The organism is Streptomyces sp. NPDC048481 (assembly GCF_043200075.1).
In the GTDB taxonomy this organism is placed as follows: Bacteria; Actinomycetota; Actinomycetes; order Streptomycetales; family Streptomycetaceae; genus Streptomyces.
Genome location: NZ_JBICXC010000002.1, coordinates 453,944 through 467,383, shown reverse-complemented (window position 1 = coordinate 467,383; position 13,440 = coordinate 453,944). Strand labels below are relative to the sequence as shown.

At 72.5% G+C, this 13,440-nt stretch carries 8 protein-coding genes and 1 pseudogene; 8 read left to right on the top strand and 1 reads right to left on the bottom strand.

Features of this window, described 5'->3' with window-relative positions:
• Window positions 1-84 precede the first annotated feature (84 nt).
• The 7 genes and pseudogenes from ACGFSH_RS08375 to ACGFSH_RS08345 form a co-directional block, all read left to right on the top strand.
• On the top strand, window positions 85-1,080 hold the full coding sequence (locus ACGFSH_RS08375; protein WP_393346212.1) for an alpha/beta hydrolase: 996 nt from the start codon (window positions 85-87) through the stop codon (window positions 1,078-1,080).
• The gene (locus tag ACGFSH_RS08370) at window positions 1,073-2,380 is read left to right on the top strand and encodes an acyltransferase (RefSeq protein ID WP_393346210.1); all 1,308 of its coding nucleotides are present in this window, start codon (window positions 1,073-1,075) and stop codon (window positions 2,378-2,380) included. The genes ACGFSH_RS08375 and ACGFSH_RS08370 overlap by 8 nt, the downstream gene beginning before the upstream one ends.
• 89 nt (window positions 2,381-2,469) lie before the next feature.
• A complete protein-coding gene (locus tag ACGFSH_RS08365; RefSeq protein WP_393346208.1) occupies window positions 2,470-3,246 on the top strand; it encodes a class I SAM-dependent methyltransferase in 777 nt (258 codons plus the stop codon).
• 941 nt (window positions 3,247-4,187) lie between these two features.
• Window positions 4,188-5,999 carry a BTAD domain-containing putative transcriptional regulator gene (locus tag ACGFSH_RS08360; protein WP_393346206.1) on the top strand — a complete coding sequence of 604 codons (1,812 nt, stop codon included), beginning with the start codon at window positions 4,188-4,190 and terminating at the stop codon, window positions 5,997-5,999.
• Window positions 6,000-6,258: 259 nt separating this feature from the next.
• Complete coding sequence (locus ACGFSH_RS08355) at window positions 6,259-6,978, top strand: thioesterase II family protein (RefSeq protein ID WP_393346204.1); 720 nt, start codon at window positions 6,259-6,261, stop codon at window positions 6,976-6,978.
• Window positions 6,971-8,434, top strand: coding sequence for an amidase family protein (locus ACGFSH_RS08350; protein WP_393346202.1), 1,464 nt, complete (start codon window positions 6,971-6,973; stop codon window positions 8,432-8,434). Before ACGFSH_RS08355 ends, ACGFSH_RS08350 begins: the two co-directional genes overlap by 8 nt.
• A 6-nt stretch (window positions 8,435-8,440) precedes the next feature.
• Window positions 8,441-9,727, top strand: a pseudogene (locus tag ACGFSH_RS08345) (DUF1015 family protein); the annotation flags it as partial.
• 54 nt (window positions 9,728-9,781) lie between these two features.
• Here the strand turns inward: ACGFSH_RS08345 and ACGFSH_RS08340 are convergent.
• Entirely contained in the window at window positions 9,782-11,215 is a 1,434-nt protein-coding gene (locus ACGFSH_RS08340; RefSeq protein WP_393346200.1) for a S41 family peptidase, read from the bottom strand.
• Window positions 11,216-11,377: 162 nt separating this feature from the next.
• Between ACGFSH_RS08340 and ACGFSH_RS08335 the strand changes: the two genes are divergently transcribed.
• The gene (locus ACGFSH_RS08335; protein WP_393346198.1) at window positions 11,378-13,408 is read left to right on the top strand and encodes a thioredoxin domain-containing protein; all 2,031 of its coding nucleotides are present in this window, start codon (window positions 11,378-11,380) and stop codon (window positions 13,406-13,408) included.
• Window positions 13,409-13,440: the final 32 nt, after the last annotated feature.

Here is a 13,440-nt window from a genome sequence, read left to right as displayed (position 1 = left end):
CACCACCTCGGCGTCCTCGACGCCGCTCTTCCCCTCGGTCCGACGCGTCGAGCCGACCCATGCCCAGACGAAGGAGAACCGTCCATGCGTGCTGCGCGGATCAGACTCGCCATGCTGATATCCGGCGTCGCCGGCTGCATCGTCGCGTCCGTCACGGCCGCCGCCGCGAACCCCGTGCCCGGCCTGCCGGCCGCGCCCCGGCAGGCCGCAGTCGCGGCCGGGAAGCTGCCCGCCCTCTACCGCGAGAACCGGCGCTACCTCTCCCTCGCGGCCGACGCGGCACGGCGGATGGGCGACGACGGACGGGCCCGCGCGCTGGACGCTCTCGCCTCCCCCGACCGCGACTTCCTCCAGGTCTCCGCCGACGGCGACGGCCAGGCGGTGGAGGTGCTCGGCGACCTGGCGCACGCGCAGCGCGTCGCCCTGCTGGTTCCCGGCTCGGACACCACCGTCGACACCTTCGACCACCTCGGCTCCCGGCACGGCTCGGTGGCCGGCGGCAGCCGGGCGCTGTACGCGCAGATGCGGGCCCTGGCGCCGCGGACGCGGGTCGCCGTCATCGGGTGGTACGGCTACCGTGCGCCCCGCACCAAGAGCCGCGACACCGTGACCCAGGACCGGGCGGCGGAGGGCGGGCGGCTGCTCGTCCGCCAGCTCCAGCGGCTGCGGGGAATCAACCCCGACGCGTCCGTGGCCCTCATGTGCCATTCGTACGGGTCCGTGGTGTGCGGGGACGCGGTGCGCGCCATGGGCGGCTCCGCGCGGTCCGCGCTGACGGGCGTCGCGGTCTTCGGCAGTCCGGGCATGGGCGTCGGCTCGGCCGCCGAGCTGGGCGCCGGCGTCCCGGTGTGGGCGGGGCGCGGCACCAGGGACTGGATCTCGCACGTGCCGCACGCCCAGTACGGACTGTTCGGCGAGAGAGTGGGGTTCGGCCCGGACCCGGCGTCCGTGGAGTTCGGCGCCCGGCGGCTCCCCGTCGGCGACAGCCGGCACGGCGACTACCTGCGCCCCGGAAGCCTTTCGCTGCGCAGTGTCGCGCTCATCGGCCTGGGCCGGGGCCGGCAGGTGACCCATGGCTGACGTGCAGGTCACCACCGACGTCGAGCGCCCCGCTCCCGTGGTCTGGGACGACCTGGCGACGGCACGGCCCGTCCGGCCGGCGCCGGTTCAGCGGCTGCACCGGGCGGTGCTGCGGATCGACGCGGCGACTCCCTTCTCCCGCGACCGCGCGGTCGACGTCCTGCGCGCCTACTCCATCCTCGGCGTGGTGCTCGGCCACTGGCTGGTGAGCGCGGTGGTGCTCCAGGCAGGCGGTCATCTGGCGGGCGACAGCCCCCTGCACCACATGCCGGCCCTCGCGCCGGTGTCATGGCTGTTGCAGCCGCTCGCGCTGTTCTTCTTCGTCGGCGGCCGGGTCGGATCGCAGAGCCACGCCTCCGCGACGGCGAACGGGACCCGCTACCGGACCTGGCTGGCCCAGCGCCTGCGGCAGCTGGTGCGTCCCACCCTGGCCCTGCTGGGCGTGTGGGTGCTGGTGCTGGTCGGGCTGGCCGTGGAGGGCGTGGCGTTCGAGACGATCCGCACCCTGGTACGGCTTGCGGTGTCCCCGCTCTGGTTCCTCTGCGTCTACGCGGTGATCACCGCGGCCACTCCGCTGATCAGGCGGTGCGGCGCGGGCCGGCTGGTGCCGGTGGCTCTCGCGCTGGTGGTGGCCACGGACCTGGTGCGCGGGCTGGCCGGCGACCAGGGGTGGGTCGATTCGCTCCGCTGGCTGAACGTCCTCACCGGCTGGCTGGTGCCCTACGCGCTGGGCGTGTTCTGGGCGGCGGGCGGCCTCGCCCGGCGCAGGTACGCGGCCGGCATGCTCGTCCTCGGCGTGGCCGGCGTGGCCGTCCTGGTGCTCCGGTGCGGCTATCCGGCGAGCATGGTCGGCGTTCCCGGGGCCGCCCTGTCCAACCTCAACCCGCCGAGTCTCGCGGCTGTCTGCTTCGGTCTGGCCCAGTGCGGTCTCGGGCTGCTGCTGTGCGGCCCGCTGCGCCGGCTGACCGGACAGCCCACGGAGCCGGTCGCGTCGCTCGCCTCCCGCGAGTGGGAGGCGCCGGGGGCGCGGGCCACCGCGGGACAGTTCTGCTGGGCGGCCGTGGCCTCGCTGAACCTCTCGGCCATGACGGTCTTCCTCTGGCACCAGACGGCCATGCTCGCCACCACCGTGTTCGCGCTCGGGCTGGGACACCGCTGGCCCGGACTCCACACGGCGCCGGTGACCCCGTCCTGGGTGGCCTTCCGCCTCGTTTGGATCCCTGTTTTCGCCTGTTTGCTCGCTGTTCTTCTGCTGGCTTTCAAAGACGTGGAAAAGGCGGTCAGACGATCTCCCCGATAATCGGCCGATAATCGAATAATGCCGCGCTGGCCTATGGTTTTCAGCGTTTCTCAATTGCATTTCGTCGCAGTCTGAACAGGAGGAATTTCGTGGCCATCTCGAACAATGTCCCGGGCTCGGTGGACGGCGGTGCCGGCACGGCTCCCATGCCGGTTGACGTGAACTCCCTGCGTGACCTCACCGTGCAGGCGGTGTCGGATCTCTATGTGAAGTACCAGGACGACCTGCGTGCCGTCAGGGACCGGCAGCGGGAGTTCCTCCTACGGCGCGGCAAGTCGATGAAGGCCCAACTCGACGACTACGAAGCCGAGATCACCTATCTGCTGCTGCGCGAGTACCGGCCCGAGACGGTGGTCGAGATCGGCACGTTCTACGGCTGGTCCACCATGTGGATCCTCAGTGCTCTGCGCGACAACGGCATGGGTCACCTGTATTCGTTCGACATCGTCGACCGGGTGGTGAGCAATGTTCCGGCCGACCTTTCCGCCGACCGCTGGACCTTCACCAAGGGCGATGTCCGGGAGACGCTCGGGGACATCGTCGGCCGCGCGGACTATCTCTTCATAGACGCCGACCACGGCGCCCGCTTCGGCCGCTGGTACCTGGAGAACGTGTTCCCGAAGGTCCGCTCCGGGACCCCGACGAGCGTGCACGACGTCTTCCACGGCCGTCGGCCGAAGCCCATCAGCGAGGGCTCGGTCCTCATGAAGTGGCTCGCGGGACGTAAAGTGCGCTTCTTCACCCCGTCGGCGGCGAAGGCTCCCGAAGTCATCGAGCACCTGAGCAGGACGAAGAAGGAACTGCGGCTCGACATTCCCGTCCGCGAGAGCCGCCACAACCCGATGGTTTTCTTCACCCTCGGATAGCGCCGTGGAGTCGCCGGCGAGGGCAGGGGCCGTGGGTCTGATTTTCCCTGTTGGTCGGGTTTCGGGCAGGATATGAAAATCTGCCGGTGCGGAAAGGACTTGTCCGGGCAGGGCTGTTGTGATCGGGTTTCGGCGAGGGTGCGCTCGCAGCGGGAGCGCACCACCGAAACCTCGTTTTCCCGGTCCCGGCGCCGGGGGAGTGCGGTGGCCGCACGGACTGCCGGGGCGAGCGGTCCCGATGAGGGCCGAAAACGCCGGGACTGTGCGGCGCAAAGGGTCGCGACGGCACGGAGACGATGCATGAGGTCAAGATCACGACGCTTTTCGGCGCCTCTTCGGGCGGCCGGGTCGACCGGTGGGAGTAGGGTGTGGATGCTGGCCTCGCTCCCTGGGACGGTCTCGTTTGACCTGGTGGCAGCGGTGCGAGGCGGTTCGAGCGGGCCTGCGAGAGGGGAGGGGACGGCCTTGGGAGGGGAAAGCGCTTCCAGTGCGGCCCGTGTCCTTCTGTCGGTTGCCCGTGCGAATGGGGAATGCGGCAGGATTGTCGTCCTGCACGAGATCGATCGGGTGCGCGTGCTGACCTCACCGCCCCGTCCTGCCTGCGAAGCAGATGAAACCGTCGGAATTTCGTCCGGTGAATCCGCGTCGACGCGAGACGAGCGCGGACGAAGACGGAACGACGGAAAGGCTGCCAAACATATTTGGCAGCCTCTTCGGTTTGCGAAGGTATATGAACTGATCAAGATTGCCTAGGGCGAGGTCAAGATCTTGGTCGCGCGGTAACTAACGGGGACTTAGTAATGCATCATGCGACTGCAGTTTCATTGACAATACCACTAAAAGCAGAGGGAATACCTCCGCACATCAGAGCGCAGCAGGCGAATTCCGAACGGACCGAGCCGAACATCTCGTTCCAGGTTCTCGGCCCGCTGGAGGCGTGGGTGGGGGCGCGGAAAGTCGAGATCGGCGGGCCCCGCCAGCGCATCGTCCTGGCGATGCTGCTCCTCGCACCCGACCGGGTCGTCTCGATCGATCAACTGGTCGAAGCCGTCTGGAACGGACGGCCGCCGACGACGTGCCGCACGCAGATCGCCATCTGCGTCGCCAGCCTGCGCAAGGCGTTCCGGACCGCCGGGTACACGGGTGAACTGATCGCCACCTCCGCACCCGGCTACCTGCTGCGCCCGGCCGGACACCACATCGACTCGATGGAGTTCGCGGCCGGAGTCGACTCCGCGCAGACGCTCGCCCGCCACGGAGACGTCGGCGCCGCCGCCGACCGGCTCGGACAGGCGCTCGGACTGTGGCGGGGCCCGGTTCTCACCGACATGTCCAGCCCCGTGCTGGAGACGGAGGCGGAACTCCTGGACCACCGCAGGCTCACCGCCTACGAGCAGTACGCGACCCTGCAACTGCAGCTCGGCCGGCATCGCGAGGTCATCTCCGAGCTGACGGCCCTCGTGCACGACCGGCCGCTGTGGGAGCAGGCGCGAGCCGCGCTCATGCTCGCCCACTACCGCTCGGGCCACCGGTCCGAGGCTCTCGCCCTCTTCCGTCAGGCGCAGCGGGTCTTCCGCGAGGAGATCGGCCTCGAACCCGGCCGTGTCCTTCAGGACCTGCACACGGCCATCCTTCAGGAAGCCTCCGACCTGATGCCGGCCGCCGAGCCCGCCGCTCCGCTGAACGCCGTCGCCACGCTGCCTCAAATGCGTTCGGCGGCAGTGGAGTTGATCGGCCGCGACGGTGAGATCCGCTCTCTCGACGCCTTGCTCCGCCGGGCACGGGAGGGGATATCGTCCGTGGGCCTGGTGATGGGACGCCCCGGGATCGGCAAGACCGCCCTGGTGCTGCACTGGGCCCGCAGGGCGGCGCACGCGTTTCCCGACGGACAGCTCTACGTCGACTTCGAACGGACCGGCACCGCCGACGCCCCCGCCGCCCTGCTGCGGGCCTTCGGCATGTCGGACGCCGAGATCCCCCGCAACTACCAGGACCGCCTGAGGGAGTTCCACCGGCAGATCGGCGAACTGCGGCTCCTCGTCATCCTCGACGGCGTCCCCGACGACAGCGTCGCCCACGACTTCGTCCCCAAGGCGGGCCGGTGCTGCGTCCTGCTGACGAGCCGGCGCGTCCTGGCGACCGCTGCGCAAGTGCGGCTGAGCGTGCCGGAACTGAGCCCGGCGGACTCCGTGACGCTGCTCGGCTCTCTCGTGGACGACGGACGGGTCGAGGAGGACAAGGTAGCCGCGCACCGCCTCGCCACCCTGTGCGACCACCTGCCGCTCGCCCTGTCCGCGGCGGCCGCACGCCTCGTCGCCAAGCCGCACTGGCGTTTTCCCCATCTGCTGACCCGGCTCGGCGACCCCCGGCACCGGCTGGAGGAACTGAGCGCGGGGGCTCCCGTTCTCCGCCGGGTCCTGGACAGCGTGTACCGGACGCTGTCGCCCGCGGCCGCCGACCTCTACGCCCGCCTCGGACTCATCGACGGCGAGTGCATCGCGGTCTGGGAGGCCCAGGCCCTTCTCGAGGTCAGCGCGATGGCCGCGCAGCGGCTGCTCGAGGAGCTGGTGGACGCCACGCTGATCGAGGTGGCGGACACCGGACCGGACGGCTGGTTCCGGTACCGGCTGCCCACGCTGCACGCCCTGCACGCGGAGGAGACGGCGCACACGGAGGTGGCCGCCTCCGTCCGCAAGGCGGCCTTCGACCGTGTGCTGGCGTCCTCCCCCTCCCATGTGAAGTGCGCCCGATAGCAGGGCGATACCGAGCCTTCGTAAGGTCGAGCGACCGACCGGCCGCCCTCTCGCCGAGCCCGCGGCCCGGCGGTCTCCGCGGCGACGGTCCGGCGCGTCCCGGTGCGCGGCGGACGCCGTGGCCGGGCCCCCGGCGCCGGTCGCCACGAGCGGCGGGGAGCGTCCGGCCCGTGCCCGGACCCCCTACTCGACACTTACTCGGAGGCGTACCTTGATTGCCGCCCAGCAGACCAGCACATGGTTGCGGACACACCGGCCGGTGGACCGGCCCCGGGTGCGCCTCGTCTGTTTCGCGCACGCCGGCGGGGGCCCGAGCGCCTTCCGTACCTGGCCCGCCGCCCTGCCGTCCGACGTCGAGGTGGTCGGCGTGCGCTATCCAGGGCGGCAGGACCGCGTGAGCGAGCCCTGTCTGGACCGGATGGAGCCGATGGTCACCGCGGTCACGGAGGCGCTCACGCCCCTGCTCGACCGTCCGCTCGTCCTGTTCGGGCACAGCATGGGCGCGTGGATCGCCTACGAGGTGGCGCAGCGGATGCCGGTGCGTGCGCTGGTCGTCTCGGGCCAGGTGCCGCCCTCGCGGCGCAACTCGGCGCGCCCCGGCTCGGCCCGCCGCGGCGACGGCAGCGGTGAGCTGAGCGACGAGGCGCTCGTCGAAGAGGTCAAACGCCTCGGCGGATACGACGCCCGGCTCTTCGAGGACCCCGAGCTGCGCGACCTCGTCCTGCCGCCGATCCGGGCCGACTTCACCCTCGTGCGGACCTACCGCACGGACCGTCCGAACCTGCTCGACTGCCCGGTGCACGCCTGCTACGGCGAGGACGACGCCGACACCCGGGCGCACGACGTCGACGCCTGGGCCGAGGTCACCACGGGCCCCTTCTCGGCCCACCGGTTCCCCGGCGGCCACTTCTACCTGGCCGACCACGAGGCGGCCCTGCTGCGTGAACTCTCCTCGCTGCCGGCGGTGTCCCGTGGTTGATCCGACCGAAGCGACCCTGGCCGGACTGCGGACGGCACTCGCCGACGGCAGTGTCACCGCCCTCGAACTGACCCGCTGGTACCTGGACCGCATCGAGCGCTTCAACGACGAACTGTGCGCCGTCATCGAGGTCAATCCGGACGCGGAGGCGGAGGCCGCCCGGCTGGACGCCGGACCGGTCCGCGGTCCGCTGCACGGTGTCCCCGTCCTCCTCAAGGACAACCTGGACACCGCCGACCGCATGCACACCACGAGCGGCTCGACGGTCATGCTCGGCTCCCGGCCCGAGCGCGACGCCACCGTCGTGGCCCGGCTGCGCGCTGCCGGAGCCGTGCTGCTCGGCAAGGCGAACAAGACGTCGTGGATCCTCGGGCCCGCGGGCTGGAGCGCCCGGGGCGGCCAGACACGCAACCCGTACGACCCGACGCGATCGGCGCACGGGTCGAGTTCGGGCTCGGCGGTGGGGGTCGCGGCGAACCTGTGCGCGGTGGCGCTCGGCACCGAGACCATCGGGTCGATCCTGGGACCGGCCGCCGCGAACTGCCTCGTCGGGGTGAAGCCGACCACCGGACTCACCAGCCGGGCGGGCATGATCCCCGGTATCCCCAGCTTCGACTCGATCGGACCGCTGACGCGCACCGTCGCCGACGCCGCGGACGTGCTCTCCGTGATCGCCGGGCCCGACCCGCGGGACCGGGCGACGGACGGCGCGCCCGTGCTCGACTACCGGAGCTTCCTGGGCGCCACGGACCTGTGCGGTGTGCGCGTCGGCGTGCCGCGCACCATGTTCTTCGGCTACAGCGAGGCGGCCGACGCGGTCGCCGAGTCCGCTCTGGAGGCCCTGAGCCGGGCCGGCGCGGTCGTCGTCGAGGGGACGGACATCCCGGGGGCCGGCGAGCTGACCGCCGATCCGTCCTTCGGCCACGTCGTGGTGAACGAGACCGCCCACGGCCTGGGGCGCTACCTCGCACGGACGCCCGGCAGCCACCCGCGCAGCATCGCCGCCCTGGTGGAGGCCAACCGGGCGAACGCAGCGGTCGAGCTGGAGCTGTACGAGCAGGACATCCTGGAGATGCTCGCCGCGCACACCCCGGACCTCGACGCCCCGGCCTACCGCGACGCGCTGGCCACCGTGCGGCGGAAGGCGCGGGCGGAGGGCATCGACGCCGTCATGGACGAGCACCGGCTCGACGCGCTGGTCATGCCGACCTGCCCGCCGCCGTGGCCCATCGACGTCGTCGAGGGCGATCCCGAGCCGCACGGAGCCGCGCTCGTACCCGGACTGGCCGGCTACCCCGCGATCAGTGTGCCGGCGGGCTGGACGGAGGGCCTGCCCGTGGGCGTCACGTTCACCGGAAGGGCGTTCAGCGAACCCGTGCTGTTCCGTCTGGCGGACGTCTTCGAGCGGACCAGGCCCTCCCGCCGCCCGCCGGGCCTCCCTACCGGCGCGCGGTGAACGAAGGTGCTCGATCTCCTTCCCGGAAAGGACGACCCCGCACCGCCGGCGGGGACCGGCGGTCTGCGGCTGCTCCCGCTGCGCGGAGTGCGCTATGTGCCGGAGGAAGTCGGCCCTCTGGCGGCCGTGACCTCGCCGCCGCTCGACGGCGTGGTCCGCGGTGACGGACAGGCGTCCACGCATCCGTACAGCATCGTCCGCCTGATCCTCCCGCAGGCCGACACGGCCGAGGCCCGCCGCCGACAGGCGTCGGGGACGCTGCGTACGTGGCTCGCCGAAGGCGTCCTCGCCTCCGACGCCGAACCGGCCCTCTACGTCTACGAGCAGTCGCGCGGCGACCTCGTGCAGCGCGGCGTCATCGGCGCCCTGGCGCTCTCCCCGCCCGAGGAGGGCGTCGTCCTTCCCCACGAGGACGTCATCGCGCACGTCGTCGAGGAACGGGCGGCCCTCGTGCGGGCCACCGCCGCCCATCTCGAACCCCTCCTGCTCGGTTACCGGGGCGCCGCCGGACCGACCGCGGCCGCGTCCGTCGTCGAGCGGACGACGGCCGGCCCTCCGCTGCTGGTCACCACCACGCGGGACGGCTTCCGCCATCGCCTGTGGTCGGTGACCGACCCGGCCGAGGTCGCCGAGGTGACCGATCACCTCGCCGGTCACCAGGCGCTCATCGCCGACGGCCACCACCGGTGGGCCACGTACCTGCGCCTGCAACGGGAGCAGGCCGCAACGCCCGGCCCCTGGGACTACGGCCTCGTCCTCCTGGTGGACACGACGCTGTACCCCCTCCAGGTCAACGCGATCCACCGGCTCCTGCACCGTCTTCCCGTGTCCGAGGCGCTGGCCGCGGTGGCGGACTCCTTCCGCGTCCGGCGCCTGGACACGTCCCTTCCGCGGGCCATGGCGGCCCTGGCGGAAGCCGCCTCCCGGGGCAACGCCTTCCTCCTCGCGGGCGACGGGTCCTACCACCTCCTCGACAGGCCCGACCCGGCGCTCCTCGCCCGTACGGCGAGACAGGACCGTCCGGCGGACTGGCACGCCCTGGACGCCGCGGTGCTGCACGAGACCCTCCTGGCGCGGGTGTGGCGCATCCCGGACGCCTCCGACTCCGTCGCCTACGTGCACGACGCGCGGGCGGCGGTGGCGCGGGCCGAGCAGCACGGAGCCACCGCCGTGCTGCTGCATCCGGTCCGCGAGGAGCTGGTCCACGACCTCGCGCGCCGCGGCGTCACCCTTCCGCGCAAGTCGACCTCCTTCGGCCCGAAGCCGGCCTCCGGCCTGGTCCTGCGCACCCTGGAGGACCCCGGCCCGCCTCCCGCACAGCCGTACGGGGGGACGCGCCCGCGCGTCTCAGCCGAGAAGTTCACGGGCCCGGGTGAGGGCGCTGTCACGGTGGGCCGCGAAGTCGGCGCCGGTGAAGACGGGCACGCGGACGGTGGGCGCGATACCGGTCCCGTCGAAAGCCGCGCCGTCCGACGCGAGGTACTTCTCGTTGGGCAGGGTGAGGGACCAGCCGTTGGGCAGGACCCGGTCCATGGTGTCGGACAGGGCGCCCTGGGTGTTCTCCCCGATACGGACGGGGGCCGGGACGCGGTTCATGAGGGCCTGGGTGAAGGTCTCTCCCGCGCTGACGGTCAGGCGGCCGGTGAGCACGGCGAGCGGACCGGTGTAGACCGGACGGTCTGAGCGTGGGACCACCCGGATCGTCTGGGCCGGGGTGAACAGCCGCGCACCCGCGCTGTCGTCGCGGGCCCGCTTCGTGTAGGCGGTGTACGCGTGGGAGGTGAGCCTGGAGGCGAGGCGCAGCCCGAGGGCGTCGGATCCGCCGCCGTTGAACCGCAGATCGATGACGAGGGCGCGCAGCGCCCGGGGGCCACGGGTGCGCGCCCCGGTCAGGACGGCGTCGAGGGCTTCGTCGAGTGCGGCCCGGTCCCCCGCGTAGTCGCCGTGCCCGGTGAAGCCGGAGAAACGGGTGAGGCGCAGATAGCCGACGCGGTGGGGCAGGTCGGCGTAGCCGATGGCGCCCCGCCCCCACCGTCGCTGCGGCCGGCCCACGCTCGCGGCCGTCGCCCGGTCGATCCTCGTGACGGTGTCGGACGTGGGCGTCCTCGTGTCCGCCCGGCGGCCCGTGAAACGCCGGTCCCCGGCGACGATCGCGGTGTGGGCGTCGTGCAGCGGCTCGATCATGCGCGTGAGGACGCCGAACAGTTCGGCGTCGGTGGTGGCGGCGGTGACGCAGGGGCGGTAGCGGTCGCGTACGGCGGCCCAGTCGACGCCCTTGGCCGGGAACGAGGGGTAGTTCTCCGCGTAGGTCTGCCAGAAGGCGTCGAAGACGGAGCGGGGGTCCCGGGCAGGCTTGCGGCCGCACTTCTCGGGGAGTTCACGGACGCGGTGCAGGGTGCGGAACCCCGCGTCGTCCTCGAAGCGGAGCCGGACGGAGCCGCCGTCGGTGTCCGGGGTCAGGGTGAGGGGCCCGGCATCCTGGCGGGCCGCCGGCGTGAAGTCCACGGCGCCGCCCGCACGGGGCGTGCCGCGCTGCTCGGCCTCCAGGCCGCCGGGCAGGCAACTGACGCGCGTCGTCTCGTAGGTGCGCAGGTGACGTCCGCTGACCGCGACGACGGTGCCGTATCCGGTGCTGCGCCACAGCCCCTGCACCGACGGGTCCGCGAAGGAGGCGTTCCCGGGTGCCGGGACGCCGCACGTCACGGCGGGGAGAGCGGCGAGGGCGAGGGCGGCTGCGACGGCGCGGAAGGGGACGCGCCTGCGACGGACGGAGAGGTGCATGTCCCTCACGTTACGGAGAGTGCGGCGTCCGCCACTATGGGGTGACCACCCGTCCGCGGGTACGGGAATCCGAACCGGGGGCCCGGGCCCGCGCATGTCCTCGAGGGCCCGGTCCGCCCGGGCTTCGTGTGCGGGATGGGGTCGTGTGAGAGGCTGAATCGCATGAACCGGCTGGCTGGTGCGACCTCGCCCTATCTGCTGCAACACGCCGACAATCCGGTCGACTGGTGGCCCTGGGGGCCGGCGGCGTTCGAGGAGGCGAAGCGGCGCGACGTGCCCGTCCTGCTGTCGGTCGGTTACTCCGCGTGCCACTGGTGTCATGTGATGGCGCACGAGTCCTTCGAGGACCGGGAGACCGCCGACCGTCTCAACGAGCACTTCGTCAGCGTGAAGGTCGACCGCGAGGAGCGGCCCGACGTCGACGCCGTCTACATGGAGGCCGTGCAGGCGGCCACCGGCCAGGGCGGCTGGCCCATGACCGTGTTCCTGACGCCGGACGGCGAGCCCTTCTACTTCGGCACGTACTTCCCGCCCGAGCCCCGGCACGGCATGCCCTCCTTCAAGCAGGTGCTGGAAGGGGTCAGGCAGGCCTGGACGGACCGGCGGGACGAGGTCGCCGAGGTCGCCGGGAAGATCGTCCGGGATCTGGCGGGGCGCGAGATCTCCTTCGGCGACAGTCAGGCCCCCGGCGAGCAGGAACTGTCGCAGGCGCTGCTCGGGCTGACCCGGGAGTACGACCCGCAGCGCGGCGGGTTCGGCGGGGCGCCGAAGTTCCCGCCGTCCATGGTGATCGAGTTCCTGCTGCGCCACCATGCGCGCACCGGGGCCGAGGGCGCTCTTCAGATGGCCCGGGACACCTGTGACCGGATGGCCCGCGGCGGGATCTACGACCAGCTCGGCGGCGGTTTCGCCCGCTACTCCGTGGACCGCGACTGGATCGTGCCGCACTTCGAGAAGATGCTCTACGACAACGCGCTGCTGTGCCGGGTCTACGCGCACCTGTGGCGCGTCACCGGCTCGGAGCCGGCGCGGCGGGTCGCCCTGGAGACCGCGGACTTCATGGTGCGGGAACTGCGCACCGAGCAGGGCGGGTTCGCCTCCGCGCTCGACGCCGACAGCGACGACGGCACCGGCCGGCATGTCGAGGGCGCGTACTACGCGTGGACGCCCGCGCAGCTGAGGGAGGTGCTGGGCGAGGAGGACGCCGAGTTGGCCGCCCGCCACTTCGGGGTGACCGAGGAGGGCACCTTCGAGCACGGCGCCTCGGTTCTGCAACTCCCGCAGCAGGACGGCCTGGCCGACGCCGCGAGGATCGAGTCGATCAGGAGCCGGCTGTTCCGGGCCCGTGCCGAACGCCCCGCTCCCGGCCGGGACGACAAGGTCGTCGCCGCCTGGAACGGGCTGGCGATCGCCGCGCTCGCCGAGACGGGCGCGTACTTCGACCGCCCCGATCTCGTCGAAGCGGCCGTCGCCGCCGCCGACCTCCTCGTGCGGCTGCACCTGGACGACCAGGCCCGCATCGCCCGCACCAGCAAGGACGGGCAGGCCGGCACGCACGCGGGCGTCCTGGAGGACTACGCCGACGTCGCCGAGGGGTTCCTGGCGCTCGCCTCGGTCACCGGGGAGGGCGTCTGGCTGGAGTTCGCCGGGTTCCTGCTCGACCACGTCCTCACCCGGTTCGTGGACGCCGGATCCGGTTCCCTGTTCGACACCGCCGTGGACGCCGAGCGGCTCATCCGGCGCCCGCAGGACCCGACCGACAACGCCGTGCCCTCCGGGTGGACGGCCGCGGCCGCGGCGCTGCTCGGCTATGCGGCGCACACCGGCTCGGAGCGCCATCGCACGGCGGCCGAGCGGGCGCTGGGCGTGGTGAAGGCGCTGGGTCCGCGCGTTCCCCGGTTCATCGGCTGGGGGCTGGCCGCGGCGGAGGCGCTGCTCGACGGTCCGCGCGAGGTCGCGGTCGTCGGCGCGGGGCCGGACGACCCGGCCGCGCGGGAGCTGCACCGTACGGCGCTGCTGGGCACCGCGCCCGGAGCCGTCGTCGCGTTCGGGGCGGCGGGCGGCGACGAGTTCCCGCTGCTGGCCGGCCGGCCGCTGGTCGACGGGCGGCCGGCCGCCTATGTCTGCCGCGGCTTCACCTGCGACGCCCCGACCACCGACCCGCGACGGCTGCGCGACGCGCTGGGCGGCTGACGGACGGCGGGGACGGGAAGAGCGGCAGGGGC

What these genes read in the sequence shown, in the direction of transcription:
- ACGFSH_RS08335 (WP_393346198.1), top strand. Translation starts at nt 11,378, where the DNA reads ATGAACCGGCTGGCTGGTGCGACCTCGCCCTATCTGCTGCAACACGCC.
- ACGFSH_RS08375 (WP_393346212.1), top strand. Translation starts at nt 85, where the DNA reads ATGCGTGCTGCGCGGATCAGACTCGCCATGCTGATATCCGGCGTCGCC.
- ACGFSH_RS08370 (WP_393346210.1), top strand. Translation starts at nt 1,073, where the DNA reads ATGGCTGACGTGCAGGTCACCACCGACGTCGAGCGCCCCGCTCCCGTG.
- ACGFSH_RS08340 (WP_393346200.1), bottom strand. Translation starts at nt 11,215, where the DNA reads ATGCACCTCTCCGTCCGTCGCAGGCGCGTCCCCTTCCGCGCCGTCGCA.